Genomic DNA, 19,717 nt, shown 5'->3' with positions numbered 1-19,717 from the left:
AATAAGTAATACTGTTATCATTTGTTATAATGCGATCAGATGCTAAGCAATTAAGTAACATAAAGGTTACCCTATCGTAAGGTTTACCCATGAAAACATTTTGATATTTGTACGGGTTATCTATTCCTTGATATTTTTGCGACCTATTTATGTGGGGAGTTTATATCGTGAATATGATAGCTATCTATTAACCTGATCATACAAGGGAGTTTTGTTTACTACCCATCAAAAGGAATTAATTAGAAAGAACAATGAAAGAAAGAATTGTCACCCTTTCGCTGGTGCTTTTTGTGATCCTGCTTCTGTTGGACTTATACACCTTTAAAGGCGTAAGGTTACTAACAGAAGGTGTTGAAAAAGCTTCTGTGCGAACTGTAATATCAACATTGTATTGGCTATTCAGCATCAGTGTTTATGTAGGCTTAGCATGGGCATTGCTGAACTATGACCAATACCGAATTCCGGGACAGTCACATTATTTCTTTACCGTGAATGCCTTAGTGATGATGTCGCTGTTGTCTAAGTTGGTTTTTGTGCTGTTCCACGGCATGGAAGATATAGGCTATTTTGTTACTAATATTATTTCTAAGGCTTTTGCTTCAGGAAAAGTTTCAGAAGGTGGAGATGCGATGAGCCGAGGTAAGTTCCTTACTTATGTAGGGGCAGGACTGGCGGCAGTGCCTTTTGGGGCAATTGCTTATGGTATGGTCAAAGGACGGTACGACTTCAGGGTAGTGAGAAAGAACCTGACTTTTAAAAACCTGCCGAAAGCTTTTGATGGTTTAAAGGTAGTGCAGATCTCTGATATCCATATTGGTAGTTTTCCTCAAGAGCATCCATCAGTACAGAAAGCAGTAGAGATGGTCAATCAACTCGATGCGGATGTATTGTTGTTTACTGGCGACTTGGTAAACAATCTGGCAGATGAGACAACTGGTTGGGTTGAGGTTTTGAAACAAATGAAAGCCAAGCACGGGAAGTATGCCATATTGGGAAATCATGATTATGGTGATTACGTGCCTTGGACGAATACAGAGGATAGACGCAAGAACCTTGATGGGGTAAAGCAAGCAAACCGTGATATGGGTTTTGACTTGTTACTGAATGAAAATAGAATATTGGAAAAGGATGGGGAGCAGATTGCACTAATTGGTGTAGAAAACTGGGGACGTCCGCCGTTCCCTCAATACGGTGATTTGCGAAAGGCATCTGAGGGGACAGAACAGGCACCGTTTAGAATCCTGATGTCGCATGACCCGTCTCACTGGGATGGAGAAGTGTTGGATACCAATATTGACTTGACCCTTTCAGGTCACACCCACGGGATGCAGTTTGGTATTGAGATTCCGGGTGTGAAGTGGAGTCCGGTAAAATATAAATACCCTCGTTGGGGTGGCTTGTATCAGGAAGGTAAGCAGTTCTTGTATGTAAATAGGGGATTTGGTTACCATGCTATAGCAGGGCGTATTGGTATGCCTCCTGAGATTACGGAAATCACACTGAAATCTGAAGCAGAAGAAAAGCTGTTGGCTGATCAACTGAGTTAAGCTTAGCTAAGAAAATATAGAGTGCTATTGACAGAAAGTCAGTAGCACTTTTTTATGGGTGACAGAAAGCCTTTACTTCAACTTTTAAGCATTAACTTGCCTTTCAATGACAGAAAATAAAAATCAGAGACTATGACAATCAAGGAAGCACAGGAAGTAATTGATAAATGGATTAACACCACTGGAGTTCGCTATTTCAATGAATTGACCAATACAGCGATCTTGATGGAAGAGGTAGGAGAGGTTGCCCGTATTATGGCAAGAAAATATGGAGAGCAGTCTTTTAAAAAATCAGATGAGGAAGTAAACCTGGCGGATGAAATGGCGGATGTGATGTTTGTGTTGATCTGTTTGGCTAACCAGACAGGTATTGACTTGACTGAAGCTTTAGAGAAAAACCTCGAAAAAAAATCTATCCGAGATGCAGATAGGCATAAGCAAAATGAAAAATTGAAATAATTTGATAAAAATAGAGACAGGGTATATCCTGTCTCTATTTTAATTTAACGTGAGTTATGGATTGAAATATCGCTATTTTGCCCTTTTAGGGCTGATTTACATGTCTTTCTTTACGATGGGTCATGCCCCCATCGCTATTGTATAAGGCCCTTTCAGGGCATAAGTCCCGAAGGGACAAAATATATCAGCGATGGACTTTAGTCCATTGTCATGTAAACGATATTTTCAGCTATGAAAGAGCGGTATAATCCATAATTTACATTAATTCATACCGTCTGTGAAAACAGTCTTGAAGTAGGCTTATCCCGCAATAGTCGGGCATCAAATGCCATGCAGATATTTCTGACAAACGGGTAGCCTTTTGGTGTAACTTTTAGTGTTTTTCCTGCTACCTGTACCAATCCATCACTAATCATTTCTTCGAGTCGCTCAACAGCTTCTTCCATGATAGGGGTTTGGAGTGAAGCATCTTCCCAAGATGTTTCAAAGTGACACATTACATTCAGTATATGCTTACGGATGATCAGGTCTTCTTCTGTTAATTGATGTCCCTTGAAAATGGGGAATTGACCAGCTTCCACCGCTTCACGGTATTCTTCTACTTTCTTCAGGTTTTGAGCAAATGCAGTCCATGAGTCTGAAATGGATGAACAGCCTAGCCCAACCATCAACTTGGTGTAATTCGGTGTATACCCCATAAAGTTACGGTGAAGGGATTTGGCTTCTGCCGCTACTGCCAATGCTTCTGACTTCAAAGCAAAGTGATCCATCCCGATTTCTATATACCCTGCATCCAATAGCATTTCTTTACCTACTTCATACAGTTCCCTTTTTTCTTCATCGGCAGGGAGATCCGCTTCTGTAAAGCGTCTTTGACCTGTAGAACCAACCCATGGTACATGGGCGTAGCTGTAATAGGCAATTCGGTCAGGTCTTAGTGTATTGACCTTTTCAATGGTATCAACGATGCTGCTTTTATGTTGGAATGGTAATCCATAAATCAAGTCAAAATTGACAGAGGTATAACCAACTTCTCTAGCATTGTCCGTGGCCTCTTTTACCATGTCAAAAGGCTGAACACGGTTGATGATATCCTGTACTTTAGGGTCAAAGTCCTGAATGCCATAGCTGACTCTTCTGAAGCCAACATCATACAAGGCTTGCAGGTGAGCTTTGGAAGTATTTTTTGGATGTCCCTCAAAACCAAATTCAGCATCGGCAGGGATTTCACAGGTATCCAAAATGCCTTTAAGTAAGCGAGTCAGGCTTTCAGGGCTAAAGAAAGTTGGTGTGCCGCCACCCAAATGTATTTCCCTTATACGGGGCTTCTCATCACCAAAGAGGTTTAGATACAGTTGCCACTCTTTAAGCAAGGTGTCAATATAGGGTGTTTCCACCTCATGGTTCTTTGTGATTCGTTTGTTGCAAGCACAGAAAGTGCACAGGCTTTCGCAATAGGGCAAGTGAATGTATAAGCTGATACCATCTGAATGGTTACTGGTTTGGAAAGTTTGCTTTACATGTTGTTGCCAATCCTGCTCAGTTAATGGGGCTTTATCCCAATAAGGCACAGTGGGATAACTCGTATATCTAGGGCCTGGAACATTATATTTCCTGATCAGTTCTTTCTGTAACATATTCTTGGTAATATTAATAGCGAGTCATAGCGGCTCTGAAATGAGACTTTTTATATTATCTAACAAAATTAGTATGCACCTCTCCTGTTTCTGATGACGATGGTCAACACTTTTGAATCATCAAAATTGGAAGAGGTGTCAAAGTGTCAAATAATTGTTACTAACACCACAAACTATGAAGAGATCAACCATCGCCTTACTGTTTTGCTGTTTGCTGTCATTTGGTCTCCAAGCCCAAAAAGTTGTAAGAGGAATCGTGCAGGACAAGGAAAAGGAGCCAATTCCCTTTGCTCACATCATTTTGGGGAATACGACTGACGGGACTTTTGCCAATGAGGAAGGGTATTTTTCTTTGACTATTCCCGAATCTTTTCAGGGAGAGTTGAGGTTTACTGCTGCCGGATACAACAATTACTTGGTCCCTGTAGACAAGTTAAAGGATGGAGAAATGCTAAAAATCCGAATGGAGATGTCAGTTATCGAACTCACGGAGGTTGTGGTAACACCTGATGACATGCGTCATGTAATTCGGGAGGCAATAAGGAAAATTCCAGAAAACTATCATGACTTTCCACTTAAGCTAAATGGGTTCTTTAGAGGTATTACCACAATCAATGAGCAATATGCTGAGTATACAGAAGCAATATTGGATATATACGAACAGCCTATTCAGGTAGGAAACGACAAGAATCAGTATAAGGTAATCAAGGCAAGAAGCTTTGCAGACAGTTTAAGACTGGAGGGTTTTGGTGAAGATCCAGACTCTTTGGACTTTGATGCAGCTTCCCCTCACGAAATGTTGGATACCGATTTGGTAAGAAATAGGGGTAAAGTACTGGATGAGGAGGTGCAAAACCGTTTTATAATGTTTTTGGACTCGTCATTTCTGGATTATTATCATTTTGAGTTTGAGAGGATGACTACTTACCAAGGAAGGAGTGCCATGCTGATCAACTTTTCTCCAAGGTGGAAAGTAGATAGAGGAATGTTTACAGGACAAATTCTTTTGGATGAGGAAACCAAAGCATTTGCCATGTTGGACTTTGAAGTTCCGAAACGTTATCTCAAAAAAGTGATTCCTATTCGTGGATTAGGTAAATTGGCGATGGGCGCTGCCATGAGGCTCTTTTTTAGTGTTGGACTGGATTTTAAGCTAAAAAAGATTGAAGGACGTACGGAGTATCAAATGGTCAATGGAAAATGGTATCCTAAATATATCAAGCATGATTTCCTGATGTATTTGAAAGTGAAATATGCAAAAGAGGATATCAATATTGATTCTAATTTTGGCGTTCGGAATGAGCTTTTTGTCTTAAGTGCACAGGCAGATGGAGTGGAAGAGATTCCAGAAGAAGAGAGACTGAAAAAGAATGAGTCCATTAAGAAGTATATGGACAATGAGGATACGGAGTTTTGGAAGCGATATAACGTCGTGAGCCCAACAAAGGATATCACAGAAATGACTGGAGAGTTTTAACTTTATATACCTGAAAACAAACAAATATCTATTTAAATGAAAGCACTTGTAATTGTTGATATTCAAAATGACTTTGTAACAGGTGGTGCTTTGGAAGTGCCCGGAGGTGAAAGCATCGTACCAACAGTGAACAACCTACAAAAGCAGTTTGATCTGGTAGTTGCTACACAGGATTGGCATCCTGAAGACCATGGGAGCTTCGCTGAAAATCATGAAGGGAAAGAAATTGGCGAAGTGACAGAACTGAATGGATTGCAGCAGATTTTATGGCCGGTTCACTGTGTACAAGGTTCAGAAGGTGCTGCATTGTTTTCAGGGCTTGCTACAGAAAAGATCAAGGAGATTTTTGTAAAAGGAACAGATGTAGGCATTGACAGTTACAGTGGCTTTTTTGATAACGGGCATAAGAAAGCAACAGGTCTTGGTGAGTACCTAAAAGGGCAGGGTGTTACTGAAGTTTATGTAGTCGGATTGGCTGCCGACTATTGTGTAAAGTTTACTGCATTGGATGCCAAGAAATTGGGCTTTGATACTTACTTGGTGGAAGATGCTACCAAGGGTGTTAACCTTCAACCTGGAGACGTGGAAAGAGCCATTGAAGAAATGCGTTCAAGCGGTATCAAAATTGTTACAAGTGAAGAGTTGGCTTAAAGCACAAAATGCTTAGTCATTTTACAACTAAATATATTGTATGACCAAAATAATGTTGTATTTGAGTTGTCTGTTAATGCTATTTGGCTGCAAAGGCAGGCAAGCAGCAGCGCAACAGCCAGATTCGCAGGGTATCAGTGGTAAAGTACTGTGGGTGGAAGGCAATCAGATGCCAGGGCAAGGAGTAGAGTTACCTAAGGCACAGCCTGTCAAGCGAGATGTTTACATCTACCCTTTGACTAATATTAAGGATGTAAGCACTGTGGAAGGAATGTTTTATGGTGATTTTGAAGGAAAACCTGTAGCAGTGGTACAGTCTGATGAAGAAGGTCAGTTTGAAGTGAAACTTCCTGTCGGGCAGTATTCTGTATTGGTCAAGGAAGAAAAAGGACTGTTTGCGAATAGTACAGATGGTTATGGCAATATTCAGCCTATAGAAGTCAAAGAAGGAGAGGTGACCGACCTAACAATAAGTATTAATTATATGGCTACTTATTAGAATAGTCTGTGGTCGTACAGAAAAAATCCCCTTGTATGTTTTAATCAGTACAAGGGGATTTTTGTATTAATGAACTTCTTGATTAAGCAAAGAAATGTTTCAGGTCAAAATAAACCAATACATAAGTGTTGTTATCATCATCCATTACCCTAAGCAAACCTTTATTACCCATCGGGAATGAGAAGTGCATTTTATAGCTAGCTTCCTTGGTCATACGCTGGATATTCACAAAACGGTGGTTTTGGGTTGTGATGTTTTGCTTGTCGTCAAATTGCTTGTTGATCTCCATCAGAATATTTTGATTCAAGGTTTTTTCCTTGATATCATCTACACTGAAATGAACAGACTCTGTGAAAGGTTCAAATACCGACTTGGTCAACATAGCGTTGATATGAATCGTGTTCTCTGTATGATGCAGCTCAAATCCTTGGTGAGTCAGTATGCGCTGTACAGCTATGTTTTCAATTTGGCAAATAGCCCTCATATACGTTTTGCCTTGTTCCTTTGCAAAGTTTCGGGCAACAGTCAGCATATCATGGAAAATACCTCGCTCACGGTGAGTCGTCTTCACGCCACAAAGAATGGCTTTGATTTTCTCACCTGTTTCAAGGTTAAAGGTCGCAAATGCCACTGCCATGCCATCTTCACGAGCAATCCAACATTTTCTCTCAGGGTGTCCCGAAGCATAGCTGGTTACCCAATCCTGATAACCTTGTGTCACTAACTCATTATCCATAAAAGGATTCATGCGGTAGTGGTTCACGTAGTTGCCAAATGTTTCTCTAACCAATAGGTTGAGGTCTTCAAAATCCTTGGTAGTCGCTTCCTCAAATGTGAGGTTACGGTTGATCAGTGCCTGTTTTTTGTAGGTGGATAAATCCTGATGATAGTATGCCAACGTATCTGTGATTCGAATTGGCATGGCAGTTTTTTCCAGCTTGTGGATCTGAGAAAGTAGCTCTGTTTTAATCCTTATAATGGCTGTATCGACATTGTGATCCAAGATTTGCTTCATCAGTTCACTGCTGTCAATACCTTCTTCCCTAGCCCTGAAAATGACCAGTCCGAAGCGTTCGCTGTCCCTGCGGGAGTAACTAAGGTCTTGCATGATTTCTTTATGGTTATATTATATGTATTGCCAATTGGTCTTAATCGTTTCTCATTCAATATCTTGATTTCGGCATATCTCAAATTTATTAATGAAAATGTTTTTCAAATAATTATTTTACCCTTAAATTTGCACGCTCATATTAAAAGATATCAACTTTAAAAAAATATAGAAATGGCTTCTACAAAACTTATCAGAAAAGGACTGAGAAACAGAATGAGAGCGATTGCTAGAAAGAAGACAATGAAAAGACTTAGCGCTAAGCCTGTTATCAAAAAGGTTGACGTTGAGGAACTGAAAGCTTCTTTCGGTAAGTAATTTAGCGATTTCAGCGATATCAAAAGTAGCCAATAAGCAAAACTGCAAACCAGTTTGTTTATTGGCTACTTTTTGTTTTATCCAATTTGTCCCCTCTTTCCCAGTTCAACCACTTTGAGGTCACTCATTTTCCCTTCTGTTATATCTAAAGTCACAATTGTTCTCATCTTGTGAAACCCTTTGTGGCCAGCGGCACCCGGATTGATATGCAACAATTGCCTGTCCTTATCAGGAATTACTTTCAGTATATGAGAATGTCCACAAATAAATAAGTTTGGTTTTATTTCATCCAACCTTTTCTTGAGTTTAACTGTGTACTTAGGTGGATACCCTCCTATATGTGTTATCCATACCTTAATCCCTTCCACTTCAAAAATAGCATCTTCAGGTAAGTTCCACTTGACAGGACCCCCATCAATATTCCCAAAAACAGCACGGACAGGAGCCACCTTTTCTAAAGTATCCAATATATGCTGTTCACCTACATCGCCCGCATGCCATATTTCATCACATCCTTCGAAATGTCGCAAGATAGCTTCGTCTATATGGTCATGCGTATCCGAAATTATTCCAATCTTCATTGTCTCAATTACCTGTTGATCTCTATGATTTTTCTAAGATAAATTATGAACAGATAAGAAAAAAATAGGAATTGATCTAGGAGTAAAACAATGTGTAGCGCCTTGAAATAAGGAGAAGTATTTGTCAATGATTTATCATATAAAAAAAATGAAAAAAAATCCCTGTTAAATGTAAAGGGTACGCTAAAAAAGTATAGATTTGCACCGTTATTCGTAACACATGCGAGCTAAACAACGACTTTGGTCAAGGAAAATAAATAATTGAATACCATTAAACCTTATACCACAATGGCAGGTAAAAGAACTTTCACTATGATTAAGCCTGATGCATTCGGCGCAGGCAATACAGGGGCAATCATCAAAATGATTGAGGAAGCTGGTTTTAAACTTGTAGCAGGTAAGATCACTCACCTGACAAAAGAACTGGCAGGTAAGTTCTATGAAGTTCACAAGGAGAGACCTTTCTACGGAGAACTGTGTGACTTTATGAGCTCAGGTCCTATCATGGCAATCGTTCTTGAGAAAGATAATGCGGTTGAAGATTTCAGAAAACTGATTGGTGCTACTAACCCTGCAGAAGCTGCAGAAGGTACTATCAGAAAGGCATATGCAAAATCAGTAGGAGAGAATGCAGTACACGGTTCTGATTCAGATGAGAATGCTGCAATCGAGTCTTCTTTCTTCTTCAGCAAATTCGAAGAGATCGCTTAAGTCAGTTGAAGGGATTATCGTTGGGTAGTTTTTTTATCCGACATATTGAGCCTTTAACCTTGATTCAATAAACATCGCATAATAAAAGCCACGTTGTGTTCACAACGTGGCTTTTATTTTTTCTGTCAACCCTTCCCTTCTGTAAAGAATAAAGGTTCTAAACATACTACCTGTCTTTTATCTCCTACAGTATTGTAATAAACCTTGTATTTGTAGTAAACCATACAGATATATCAACTAAAAAAATATATGATTTAGTAATAATTATTGCCGTTAGTTGGTATAAAAAAAATTGATGTACCCACTTATTTGTTGTCAGATTTCTCGTTTTCTCAAAATTAATTGGGTGCAAATGGCAATAGAGGATTATTCATTTTTTAGTGTTGGGTGTAGTGTTAAATATAATGATTCATTATAAACAGCCTAAGATTTGCAATGTGCTATCCTAAATGTTGTGAATTTCGAAAGTGAATATATTAAGTGTTAGTTGGCTATTTATCAATCTGTTAATGGTTGTTTTTATTGTTAATTTGTTGTTAATGACAGAGTTATATGTGTATCTTTTTGTTATGTGTAAAATTATATATCAATATTATTACATTTTTTAACATAAAAATTGTTTTATAGGTATATTGTGTTGTAATTTGCCAACAAAGGTTAACACTTTTTATAGTATTCAAACTACCAATTCAATTCAATTATTTAAACTATGAGAAAAACGTTATTACTGTTGACGTTTGTGCTCGGCCTGTTCTCTATGGCCTTAGCGCAAGAGCGAACAGTGTCCGGCGTGGTTAAAGATGCTTCAGGCGAACCACTTCCAGGTGCAACTGTTCATGTAAAAGGATCAACAATAGGATCCGTTACCAATCTTGATGGAGAATTCAAACTCAATGTTCCAAATGATGCTTCTACATTGGTTTTTAGCTTAGTAGGTTTTTTATCGATTGAGCAGGAACTTGGAACGCAGTCACTTTTTGAATTAGTGATGGAGGAAGATGTTAAGCAACTTAATGAAGTTGTTGTAACAGGATATGGAGAGTTAGATAAGAAGAAGATTACAGGTTCAATTGCTACAGTAGACGCTAAGTTGATTGAGCAAGTACCAGTAGCGACATTTGATCAAATGATTCAAGGTCAAAGCCCTGGCCTGTATGTAAATGCTGGCTCAGGACAGCCGGGTGCCGCTGCTACTGTACGTATTCGTGGTAACGGGTCAATCAACGGTGGTAATGACCCACTTTACATTGTAGATGGTGTGCCGATCGAATCGGATGCCTTCACTACTTTGAATGCGAATGACTTTGCCTCTATTTCGGTATTGAAAGATGCTTCAGCAACTGCGCAGTATGGTTCACGTGGTGGTAACGGTGTAATCGTAATTACAACGAAAAAAGGAGCTATTGGTAAAACAAGAGTAAACTACAGATACCAGACAGGTTGGTCAAAAATCGGTGATATGGGTGTGGAAATGATGAACACTCAGGAGCGTTTGGCTTACGAAGAGATCATAAAGAGAGGTCCTGGATGGACATATTCATCTAACAATCCTGATGCACCAGATGATGCAGCTGAGAAATTGGCAGCTCTTAGAAATACGAATACTGACTGGGTGGATGCAGTAACTAGAATCGGTAGAACAGAAACTCATGAAGTTAATATTTCAGGAGGGGCTAAAGGTACTAGATTCTATGTGTCGGGTAACTATTTTGCGCAAGAAGGTGTAGCAGAAGGTTCTGATCTGGAAAGAATTACTGGTCGTTTCAATATTGACCACGAGTACAGTGATAAACTAAGATTCGGATTGTCTGCCAATGTGGGTAGATCAACTTCACAATATATCCCAAGTGAAGGGCTAAGTACAGCAAACCCATTTGTATTGGCTACAATTGATTATATGCCATACGACTCCATTCAAGTAACCAATCCTACTACAGGTGAGAAAGAGTATAAGCTGAGAGGCTTTGGTAGAAACCCTGTAGAAATGGTGGATACTTATATTGAGAAAATGAATGAGTTAAAGGCAATTGTCTCGACATACGTAGAGGCTGAGCTTTTCCCTAATGTGACAGCAAAATCAAAAATTGGTTTTGACTTCAGAAACAGAGAATACGAAGAGTGGGCAGATCCGGAAGGAACACTGAGTGCTTGGGGTAAAGAAGGTCAGGGTTTCTACAGTGCGACAAGTGCATCGAAGTTCCAGTACAACTGGGTGAACTCTGTACAGTGGGCAAAAACTATTGGCGACCACGACTTTGATGTAATGGCAGGTACTGAGATCTTAGAGAAGTCTTACAATAACTTTGACTACACTGGTTATGGTATCAATCCTAAACTGCCTCAAACACCAGCAGGTATAACACCAGGTACACCAGACAACAACCTGATCCCTGATGTGGGCGGTGAGAAGTGGAGAACAGCACTGATGTCTTACTTCGTGTTTGCTAACTATACATTTGACAAACGTTTCTCATTTCAGGGAACCGTAAGACGAGATGGATCTTCGAAGTTTGGTGATAATAACCAGTGGGCGATCTTCTGGTCAACAGGACTTTCTTACAACCTGACAGAAGAAGCATTCCTTCAAAGTGCTGAAAATATCAACCTGCTGAAAGTAAGAGCTTCTTACGGTACGGTGGGTAACCAAGATGATACTGACTTGTCTATTGAGCCTTTCCAAAAGAAAAGTGCATTTGGGTCTACTGTGTATGGCTCAGGGCAGGGTCTTGTACCTACAGTAATTGAATATCCGGATTTGAGTTGGGAGCAGTCAAGTAAGTTTAATGCTGGTATTGACTTCGGCTTCTTCCAAAATAAAGTAAGAGGTAGCTTAGATGTCTATAATGATATCACTTCAGCCCTATTTGTGGAACAGCAGCTATCTAGAACTTCAGGTTTTGATGATCTGGATATCAACGCTGGTAAGATGAGAAACAGAGGTATTGAGTTACAGTTAACGACAACAAATATTAGTTCAGCTACTGGTTTTAAGTGGGAAACAACGTTGAACTTTGGACACAACGATAACGAAATCTTAGACCTGGGACAGGTAGATGAATTCCTATTGGGGACTGGTATTGTTAGGGAAGGACTTCCATTGGGATCACACTATACTGTAGGTTGGGCTGGTGTTAACCCAGCTAACGGTCAGCCGCTTTATTATGACAAAGATGGTAACGTAACAACTGTTTATAGTAGTGCAAATGAGGTTGCTGATTGGGGTACATCTAATCCACCAAATGTTGGTGGTATCACTAACACTTTTTCTTACAAAGGACTGAGTCTTTCAGTGTTCTTTAACTTCCAGCAAGGTCACAGACTGTTCAATAACCAGTCGTACTTTATTGAAAACCACAATGTAGGCTACAACCAGTCAGCAGAGATGTTAGACCTGTGGCAAAAAGAAGGAGATATCACGAGTGTTCAAGGATTGGGTTATGCTAGAGAATTTACATCCAGAGATATCGAGGATGCTTCATTCCTGAGACTGAGAAATGTGAACCTGTCTTACACACTGCCATCTACAGCAATGAGTAAGCTGAAGTATTTCAGCTCAATCAGAGTGTATGCACAAGCGCAAAACCTGTACACTTGGACGAAGTTTACTGGATTTGACCCTGAGATTGGTAATAATATCGCTCAGTTCCAGTACCCTACGCCAAGAACTGCGACAGTGGGTGTAGACATTAGCTTCTAATATTTTCATCAGCTTGAATTAAAAAATATCGAAAATGAAGGGAATATCTAAATATATCTTGATCGCGGCATTGGGGCTATCAGCAGCTTCATGCGAAAGCGTAATTGATTTTGAACCTACAGATCAAATTGACAAGACAAAAGCTTTTACATCTGTAGATGATCTCGATGCAGCCATTGTAGGTGCTTATGCTATTATGCCTAAGACAACGCCTATAACGGTAAACGCCTATACAACTGACAATGCTAAGATGGCTGTTGGTGGTAGAAATATCGGTGTAACGAGTTATAACTGGAACTACACGCCGTCTGGTTCGACTGAACCAGCAGGTTGGGCAGGGTATTATCGTAGTGTCAATGCTGTAAACGTAGCATTGGATGCGATGCAACAGCTGACAATTCCTGTCTCTGACTCTGAGCGTTACGACTACTTGAAAGGAGAAGCAATGGCAGTAAGAGCACTGGCGCACTTTAACTTGTTTCAGGCTTACGCAGCAAGCTACACAGATGATAGTAAACTGGCAGTGCCCTATATGTTGGTGTCTGAAATTGCGCAACCTGCTCGTTTGACGGTTGGTGAGTTTATGACAAAGCTTGATCAAGACCTAGAGCAGGCTTACCAGTTGATGAATGGTAATGAGTCAGTTGAGTCAATTAACACTAGAATGTCAGCATTGGCAGTAAAAGCGCTTGAGGCAAGAGTAGCACTTTATAGAGAGGACTATGACAGAGCTGTTGCAGCGGCAACTGCGGTCTTATCAGTAGTAACAGTTACAGATGCAGCAGGGTTTACCGCTATGTTTGAGCAAGGAGCAGATGATGAGATTATCTTTAAGTTTAGAATGTCAGATCCGCTGAGCAAGGTGGGTAATGTATTCCAAGATAATGGTGGAACCCTTAACTTTGTCGCTTCTAACGACTTAGACTTGGCATTCGCTCAAAACTACGCAGACGATGCTTCACTAGACGTTCGTTATGGTGTAACGCTTAAAATGAATCCAGCAGATGCATCACAACAGCTGATTGGTAAGTACATGTCAGCTGATGCAACGGAAATTCTTTTGACGGATGTAAACGTATTCAGAGCATCAGATATCCTGCTGATTAGAGCAGAGGCTAACGCACAACTGGGAAGTGCTGCAGCAGCTCAAGCTGACTTGAACGAGTTGAGAGCAAAGCGTATTGAAGGCTTTACAGACCAAGCTGAAACAGGTAACATCCTGTTGGATGCAATTGCTCAGCAGAGAAGATTAGAGCTGGCTTACGAAGGCCACCGCTTCTACGACCTGAGAAGAACAGGGAAGTCGATCGTAAGAGGAGATGTGACGTTTGAAACGACACCAACTACTTTGGTGGCTGGTGATCATCGATTTGTATTTCCGATTCCAGAATCGGAAATAAATGCAAACGAGAATATGACGCAGAACGACAAATACGACGGTAACTAGAAAATGAAACGACAGCTGTGGCGGCAACAACTTGTTACAGCTGTCTATTGATGGTAATTTCAAACAGATTTCAATGATGAACAAGAATATATTAAAGTACTTGCTCTATGTGCTTTCGCTGGCTTTCGTGCTGACTTCTTGTGGAGAAGACGAAGACCTGATATTGTCTGAAAGCGAAAATTTTGTCTCTTTTGACCTGCAAAAAGGAGCACTGGCTGAAATGGCTGAAGATGGCTCTGCTATTGAGGTGAAAGTAATCATGGCTTATGCAAGAGCTACTGATACAAAAGTAATACTAGAAGTAACTCCTGCTGACGGAACCGTAGAAGGTGTGGACTTTAATGTGCCAGTAAAAGAGGTGATTATCCCTGCGGGAGCTTTCAGCACAATGGTTACAGTAGAGCCTGTTGACAATGATATCTACAACAAAGGAAGCAGGTCTTTCACTGTGTCTATTGTTTCAGTTGAAGGAGAGGGTGTGTCTCTGTTAGCCAACAATGTGGATGCTGCTTGGACAGTGAACATCAAGGACAATGAGCACCCACTGGCGGTAGTTCTAGGTGACTACGAAGTAACTGCTGTTTCAGCGTATGCAGAAGATCCATTTACTTACAATGCTTCTATTTCTCCTGATACACAAGATGAATCAAAAGTTTGGTTGTCAAACTTCTTTGACTTTGGCTTTGCTGCTGTTGAAGGCACCGTTGATATAGCTAATGGTACAATCACCATTAAGATGGGGCAAAAACTAGGAGATCATCCAGACTATGGTGAAATTAAAATACTAGGTGAAGGTGATGTATTAGTAGGGACATTTGATGAAAATGGAACTATTACTTTTGATACTCCGACATCAGCAACGGTTGCTGCTGGTAATTTTGAGAAGCTTAACAGTTCAGTTTGGACGAAGCAATAGTACATAGCAATCGTTATAATAAGGCTACCTATATGGGTAGCCTTTTTTTGATATAAGCAAAATCTAAAACATTATAATATTATCATTTAACCCCATAAGTCATGAAAAAACATCTAATCTTTTTATTCCTGTCTTTTGTTGTATCTCCTGTTACTTTTGCCCAAAATCTTGTAGTGGATATGATAGATCCGTACGCTCAGAATGTATCTCTGATATATGGTAACAAAGAGCTCTCAAAAATTGAAGGAACGCCTTTTTTTTCGGAGATATGGCTACTAGGTACTATGAAACTCAAGTCAGGTGAAGTGTTTACGGAGGTATCTATGAATTATAATGTATACAATGATGAGCTTCATATCATGAGAAAGGACAAAGAAATTGTGGTGCCTAAAAAGCAGCTGCAGGCCTTCGCTTTCGAACTTCCTTCCCTTTGTGAATTTGAAAAGGTAACTGTTGGAGGAACCCAAAAATGGATGCAAAAAATTTACATGGGAGAAGTACAGGTATACAGACAGTATACTAGAAGACTGAACTTGTATGATGAGGTGCAAAATGGTGGATATGGGGCACAAAAGAAGGATGCTTTTGGTGAACTGGAGGATACTTTTTGGGTCAGAACCCAAGAAGGGGCAGAACTGAAAGAAGTAAGAATGAATAAAAGCACTATCTATAGCCTTTACCCAAATCAGAAGAATGAAATTAAGTCCTATATGTCAAAGCATAAAAAATGCTTGAAAGATATGGGGCAAATGGCAGAACTATTTGCCTACTGTGAAGGACTGCAATAGTTGTGGTGTATTTTACTATTCGTTAGCTGAAATAAGTAATAGGTTGTTAGGTCATTATATTTAATTTTCTCACACATTAGTACTTTACATGAATCATGGTTGATTATGTCGAGTAAACGCACAGCTAAACTAACCTGGTATGAACAAATTTACTTTACTAACAATGCTTTCACTGTGCATATTCAATTTTAAAGGGTATGCACAAAACAAGCCTATAGAAAGAATTTCGTCAGAGTATGCATCCACATATAGTGAAGAGCAGAAAAAGATCTCAGCGTATTTGAGCCGTACAGGCAAAAAAGATTATATAGAACTACAAGGAGGGGAGAGGGCCTACATAAGAAGGATTGATGAGAATGGAAAACCTACTTATATCAAAAGTTATAATGCAGAGGCTGCTATTACTACAGGAGCGGCTTTTATTATAAAAGGAGGAACTTTTGATATGGGTGTTGATGGTAGTGGGATGAGTGCAGGCGTATGGGAAATTGGAGATCCTAACTTTTCTCATCAAGAGTTAATAGGGCATATAAAGAATGTTGATGGTCAAAGTTCTAGAAAATCGCCTTCGGAACAAAATCATGCCACTCATGTGATGGGTACAATTGCAGCTTCTGGAGTATATGCTCAAGCCAAAGGAATGGCTCCAAAAGCACAAATATTGGCATATAACTCATCTAGTGATCATGCTGAAATGGCAAAAGCAGCTTCTGAGGGATTACTGATTTCTAATCATTCATATGGAGCAGTTACAGGTTGGGAAGGAGATACTTGGTATGGAGATAAAGGTATTAGTGTAGAAGAAGATTACAGGTTTGGGTTTTATAGTCAGGATGCCAAAAACTTGGATAAGATTGCATACAATGCCCCGAACTATCTAATTGTTTGGGCTGCAGGCAATGACCGAGGTAACAAACCTTCATCAACGATAATTGAGCCTGATGTCTTGACAAGGTCAGATGGACCGTATGACTGTATTGGTCCTGAGGCCGTCGCCAAAAATATTCTTACGGTAGGTGCTGTTAGCCATGTTTTGAATTATAATGGCCCCACTAGTGTAAAGATGAGTTCATTTAGTAGTTGGGGACCAACTGACGATGGGCGAATTAAACCAGATATTGTTGCCAATGGGATAGCTGTATTGTCTAGTGGGGCTGGTCCTACGAATGGAAGTGGTGAACTTGAATTACAAAATGATTATTACTATACTTCTCAAGGTACATCAATGGCAGCTCCTAATGCTGCAGGGTCTTTACTATTACTACAAGAGCTTTACCAACGGTTCTATAAAAAGCCAATGACAGCAGCTAGTTTAAAGGCTTTGGCTATTCATACAGCAAAAGAAGCTGGAGACTACCCTGGGCCGGATTATAGCTTTGGATGGGGGTTGTTAGATGTTGAAAATGCAGCAAAAGTTATTAGTAACTTAAATGGAAATGAATATCAACTGGAAGAAAAAGTTCTAAAAAACGAAGAAACCTTTGAAACGACTGTGACATCCGATGGAATGACCCCTTTAACAGTAACGTTGAGTTGGACTGATGTTCCAGGTACTCCAACATCGAATCAATTGGACCCAGAAACACCTATGTTGGTGAATGATTTAGATGTCAGGGTTTACGATGAAAGTGATAATGAGTATTTCCCGTGGATTAGACAAGGAATTCCGTTTTATAATGCAGCTCAAAAAGGGGATAATACAGTTGATAATGTAGAGAAAATTGAAATAGGAGTTCCACAAGCAGGAACATATCGGATAGTAGTATCTCATAAAAATACACTTACTGATAATCAGCAAGCATTTTCACTGATTATAACATCATCAACTCCTGAAAGTACCGCTAATACATATTATTGGTTGGGGGGAGATAATAATTGGGAAGATCCAGAAAATTGGTCTCTTGAAAGTCATGGAGAAAGTGTTGGTAGTATTCCTAGTGCTGGTAGCAATGTGGTATTTGATCAAGGGGTGGGAGCAATTACTTTACCTGAAAGTATAGAGTTAGGTAATGTATATATATATGATAGTGCTTCAATTGACTTTCAAGTAAATAAAACAGTAGTTATTAAAGGTAGTATTTTTAACTACACATCAACATCAACTTTCAAAGGAGATGGCAAAGTAATATTGGTTGCTAATCAAGCTAATAGCCAAATGCTTTCAGAAAATGCACATATTTTTTCATCTGGAGGAGTGGAGTTTACATCTGACATCCCAAATGCTCAATGGGTTTTGTCAGATAGTCTAATAGCACAGAGAGTTTTGATTAGTGGAGTGTCTATAGAATTAGGAGGAAAAGTAATTGTAGTTGACTCTTTAGAGATAGACGTAAAGGACACAGATCTTGTAAAGACAAATCAGAGTACGAGGCTTCATGTGAAAAAAGACCTCTCTGTGACGAACGGAAAAATAAATATTCAAGGTAGACTTTATGCTGAAGGCGAGTTTACAATATCAGCACCAGCTTCAACATTTGGAGACTTTTATGTGAATACAAATACGTCAGTAATGACAGGATTGTCTTTTGATAAACTTTTAATAGAAGCTGGAGTGTCACTCAATTTTCCTGAAGGAGACACTATAAAAGTGAACTCTTTGATTTCAAAAGGGACTGACACAAGTCCTGTATCATTGACAGCAGCCTCTGAGTCTATATTGTATAGTGATAAGGAAAGAAGGCTTTGTAATGACTTTTTAGAAATAAGTAACGTCAAAGCAGTTGGTTCAACACAGTTTGTTAGTGGTAATAATAGTAGTTTGACAAATGCTGATGGTTGGGTAAATAAGGATTGTTCAGATCTATTATTTGCTGACTTTGAGTTGAGTTACACTTGTACTGAAGGACTTGTTAAGGTTACAGATTTAAGTACAGGAAACCCAGAAAAATGGAACTGGGAGTTGCTTCAGGAAGGTGTTGTTGTAGCAACTTATAAAGGTAGTATACCTGATATTATTGTAAATGATATAGGTACCTATACACTCAAATCAATACTTGAGAAAGGGAGTGAAATGGTATCAATGGAAAAGAGCTTTGATGTTATAGCTAATACACTGACAGTTCCAGTTCTTACATACGATGGGACAGTATTGAGATTTACTGCTCAATCAGGTGCTAAGATAAAGTGGTATTTAGATGGAGAAGAAATAGAAGGTGCTACATTAAATTTTTACATAAACGACACTGCCTTATCAGGAGATTTTTATGTAGTGTTAAGTGATGATAAGTGTCAAGTTGTATCAGATACTTATACTGTTGAAGAGGTATTGGCTATTGATAATGATTTTCAAGAGATGAGTGTGTCATTAATACCCAATCCAGCTGTAAATACGGTGAGCATAAAAGCAGTATCAGAATATCAAGGGATAGTAAAAATAAAAATGTTTGATATAACTGGAACCCCAATCTGGGATACAAGAGTAGATAAAAGTACAACAGTACTTAATGAAGTGTGGAATTGTTCAGAGCTTTCATCTGGTATTTATTTGGTTAAAATAGCTATGGGAGAGAGGGTTATGACATATAGGTTTGTGAAATTGTAGTTATTATAAATTAGTTCTTTTTGAAGAAAAGGTGAGTCACTCCATTTTTATATGGAGTGACTTTTTTATTTCACTTACTTGGATACTGTTTAGTTTAGTGTGTTCTAAAAACAGCGCCTATTGATGATGAACTGGATAAAAAATGGAACATTAGAAGTTTAAATTCTTATTAGAGCAGTGTTATCTCTAAAGTAAAGTTATATAATGATCTAATTTCACCTCACCCTTATATGTTTGTGCTTTTGTTTGTGTGATGAGTGTTATTATTGTAATAAAAGTTAAAATAATTGAATTTATTTTTTGAAAAATCAAAGATACTATTGTATTATTGGATGTATTA

Annotated in this window: 15 protein-coding genes; 12 read left to right on the top strand and 3 right to left on the bottom strand. The window is 39.2% G+C overall.

Going from position 1 to position 19,717, the window contains the following annotated elements; translation table 11 throughout:
• Window positions 1–251: 251 nt before the first annotated feature.
• Both V6R21_RS26425 and V6R21_RS26420 read left to right on the top strand, forming a co-directional pair.
• Complete coding sequence (locus V6R21_RS26425) at window positions 252–1,547, top strand: metallophosphoesterase (protein WP_334246519.1); 1,296 nt, start codon at window positions 252–254, stop codon at window positions 1,545–1,547.
• A gap of 132 nt (window positions 1,548–1,679) precedes the next feature.
• Window positions 1,680–2,006: a nucleotide pyrophosphohydrolase gene (locus tag V6R21_RS26420; RefSeq protein ID WP_334246518.1), complete on the top strand. Its 327-nt coding sequence runs from the start codon at window positions 1,680–1,682 to the stop codon at window positions 2,004–2,006.
• 266 nt (window positions 2,007–2,272) lie between these two features.
• Here the strand turns inward: V6R21_RS26420 and hemN are convergent, their stop codons facing one another.
• Window positions 2,273–3,643 carry an oxygen-independent coproporphyrinogen III oxidase gene (gene hemN, locus V6R21_RS26415; RefSeq protein ID WP_334246517.1) on the bottom strand — a complete coding sequence of 457 codons (1,371 nt, stop codon included), beginning with the start codon at window positions 3,641–3,643 and terminating at the stop codon, window positions 2,273–2,275.
• 175 nt (window positions 3,644–3,818) lie between these two features.
• On the opposite strand from hemN, the gene V6R21_RS26410 reads away from it, so the two are divergent.
• Genes V6R21_RS26410 through V6R21_RS26400 form a run of 3 tightly spaced genes read left to right on the top strand, consistent with a single transcriptional unit; the run spans window position 3,819 to window position 6,270 of the window.
• Complete coding sequence (locus tag V6R21_RS26410) at window positions 3,819–5,120, top strand: carboxypeptidase-like regulatory domain-containing protein (protein ID WP_334246516.1); 1,302 nt, start codon at window positions 3,819–3,821, stop codon at window positions 5,118–5,120.
• A 36-nt stretch (window positions 5,121–5,156) separates the two neighbouring features.
• Window positions 5,157–5,771, top strand: coding sequence for a bifunctional nicotinamidase/pyrazinamidase (gene pncA / locus V6R21_RS26405; RefSeq protein WP_334246515.1), 615 nt, complete (start codon window positions 5,157–5,159; stop codon window positions 5,769–5,771).
• A gap of 40 nt (window positions 5,772–5,811) precedes the next feature.
• Complete coding sequence (locus V6R21_RS26400) at window positions 5,812–6,270, top strand: carboxypeptidase regulatory-like domain-containing protein (protein WP_334246514.1); 459 nt, start codon at window positions 5,812–5,814, stop codon at window positions 6,268–6,270.
• Between the two features lie 82 nt (window positions 6,271–6,352).
• Here the strand turns inward: V6R21_RS26400 and V6R21_RS26395 are convergent, their stop codons facing one another.
• Window positions 6,353–7,378 (bottom strand): GNAT family N-acetyltransferase, encoded by a 1,026-nt coding sequence (locus V6R21_RS26395; RefSeq protein WP_334246513.1) that lies wholly within the window; start codon window positions 7,376–7,378, stop codon window positions 6,353–6,355.
• A gap of 174 nt (window positions 7,379–7,552) precedes the next feature.
• Between V6R21_RS26395 and V6R21_RS26390 the strand changes: the two genes are divergently transcribed.
• Entirely contained in the window at window positions 7,553–7,696 is a 144-nt protein-coding gene (locus V6R21_RS26390) for a hypothetical protein (protein ID WP_334246512.1), read from the top strand.
• 77 nt (window positions 7,697–7,773) lie between these two features.
• On the opposite strand, the gene V6R21_RS26385 is transcribed toward V6R21_RS26390, so the two are convergent.
• Window positions 7,774–8,277, bottom strand: coding sequence for a metallophosphoesterase family protein (locus V6R21_RS26385; RefSeq protein ID WP_334246511.1), 504 nt, complete (start codon window positions 8,275–8,277; stop codon window positions 7,774–7,776).
• Window positions 8,278–8,565: 288 nt separating this feature from the next.
• Here V6R21_RS26385 and V6R21_RS26380 point away from each other — a divergent pair, with 288 nt between their 5' ends.
• From V6R21_RS26380 to V6R21_RS26355, 6 genes are all read left to right on the top strand, one after another.
• Window positions 8,566–8,988: a nucleoside-diphosphate kinase gene (locus V6R21_RS26380; RefSeq protein WP_334246510.1), complete on the top strand. Its 423-nt coding sequence runs from the start codon at window positions 8,566–8,568 to the stop codon at window positions 8,986–8,988.
• 709 nt (window positions 8,989–9,697) lie between these two features.
• Window positions 9,698–12,685: a SusC/RagA family TonB-linked outer membrane protein gene (locus V6R21_RS26375; protein WP_334246509.1), complete on the top strand. Its 2,988-nt coding sequence runs from the start codon at window positions 9,698–9,700 to the stop codon at window positions 12,683–12,685.
• Between the two features lie 34 nt (window positions 12,686–12,719).
• A complete protein-coding gene (locus V6R21_RS26370) occupies window positions 12,720–14,132 on the top strand; it encodes a RagB/SusD family nutrient uptake outer membrane protein (protein ID WP_334246508.1) in 1,413 nt (470 codons plus the stop codon).
• 76 nt (window positions 14,133–14,208) lie between these two features.
• Window positions 14,209–15,048, top strand: coding sequence for a hypothetical protein (locus V6R21_RS26365; RefSeq protein WP_334246507.1), 840 nt, complete (start codon window positions 14,209–14,211; stop codon window positions 15,046–15,048).
• 101 nt (window positions 15,049–15,149) lie between these two features.
• Window positions 15,150–15,836, top strand: a complete 687-nt coding sequence (locus tag V6R21_RS26360; protein WP_334246506.1) for a hypothetical protein — start codon at window positions 15,150–15,152, stop codon at window positions 15,834–15,836.
• A 139-nt stretch (window positions 15,837–15,975) separates the two neighbouring features.
• Window positions 15,976–19,377, top strand: coding sequence for a S8 family serine peptidase (locus tag V6R21_RS26355; protein ID WP_334246505.1), 3,402 nt, complete (start codon window positions 15,976–15,978; stop codon window positions 19,375–19,377).
• The last annotated feature ends 340 nt before the right edge of the window (window positions 19,378–19,717 follow it).

Source organism: Limibacter armeniacum (assembly GCF_036880985.1).
Classification (GTDB): Bacteria; Bacteroidota; Bacteroidia; order Cytophagales; family Flammeovirgaceae; genus Limibacter; species Limibacter armeniacum.
Note: the sequence above shows the minus strand (reverse complement) of the source record. Positions and strands in the feature narration are given on the sequence as shown.

Excerpts from the sequence above, each read along its gene's own strand:
- V6R21_RS26425 (WP_334246519.1), top strand. The coding sequence starts at position 252 with ATGAAAGAAAGAATTGTCACCCTTTCGCTGGTGCTTTTTGTGATCCTG.
- V6R21_RS26420 (WP_334246518.1), top strand. The coding sequence starts at position 1,680 with ATGACAATCAAGGAAGCACAGGAAGTAATTGATAAATGGATTAACACC.
- hemN (WP_334246517.1), bottom strand. The coding sequence starts at position 3,643 with ATGTTACAGAAAGAACTGATCAGGAAATATAATGTTCCAGGCCCTAGA.
- V6R21_RS26410 (WP_334246516.1), top strand. The coding sequence starts at position 3,819 with ATGAAGAGATCAACCATCGCCTTACTGTTTTGCTGTTTGCTGTCATTT.
- pncA (WP_334246515.1), top strand. The coding sequence starts at position 5,157 with ATGAAAGCACTTGTAATTGTTGATATTCAAAATGACTTTGTAACAGGT.
- V6R21_RS26400 (WP_334246514.1), top strand. The coding sequence starts at position 5,812 with ATGACCAAAATAATGTTGTATTTGAGTTGTCTGTTAATGCTATTTGGC.
- V6R21_RS26395 (WP_334246513.1), bottom strand. The coding sequence starts at position 7,378 with ATGCAAGACCTTAGTTACTCCCGCAGGGACAGCGAACGCTTCGGACTG.
- V6R21_RS26390 (WP_334246512.1), top strand. The coding sequence starts at position 7,553 with ATGGCTTCTACAAAACTTATCAGAAAAGGACTGAGAAACAGAATGAGA.
- V6R21_RS26385 (WP_334246511.1), bottom strand. The coding sequence starts at position 8,277 with ATGAAGATTGGAATAATTTCGGATACGCATGACCATATAGACGAAGCT.
- V6R21_RS26380 (WP_334246510.1), top strand. The coding sequence starts at position 8,566 with ATGGCAGGTAAAAGAACTTTCACTATGATTAAGCCTGATGCATTCGGC.
- V6R21_RS26375 (WP_334246509.1), top strand. The coding sequence starts at position 9,698 with ATGAGAAAAACGTTATTACTGTTGACGTTTGTGCTCGGCCTGTTCTCT.
- V6R21_RS26370 (WP_334246508.1), top strand. The coding sequence starts at position 12,720 with ATGAAGGGAATATCTAAATATATCTTGATCGCGGCATTGGGGCTATCA.
- V6R21_RS26365 (WP_334246507.1), top strand. The coding sequence starts at position 14,209 with ATGAACAAGAATATATTAAAGTACTTGCTCTATGTGCTTTCGCTGGCT.
- V6R21_RS26360 (WP_334246506.1), top strand. The coding sequence starts at position 15,150 with ATGAAAAAACATCTAATCTTTTTATTCCTGTCTTTTGTTGTATCTCCT.
- V6R21_RS26355 (WP_334246505.1), top strand. The coding sequence starts at position 15,976 with ATGAACAAATTTACTTTACTAACAATGCTTTCACTGTGCATATTCAAT.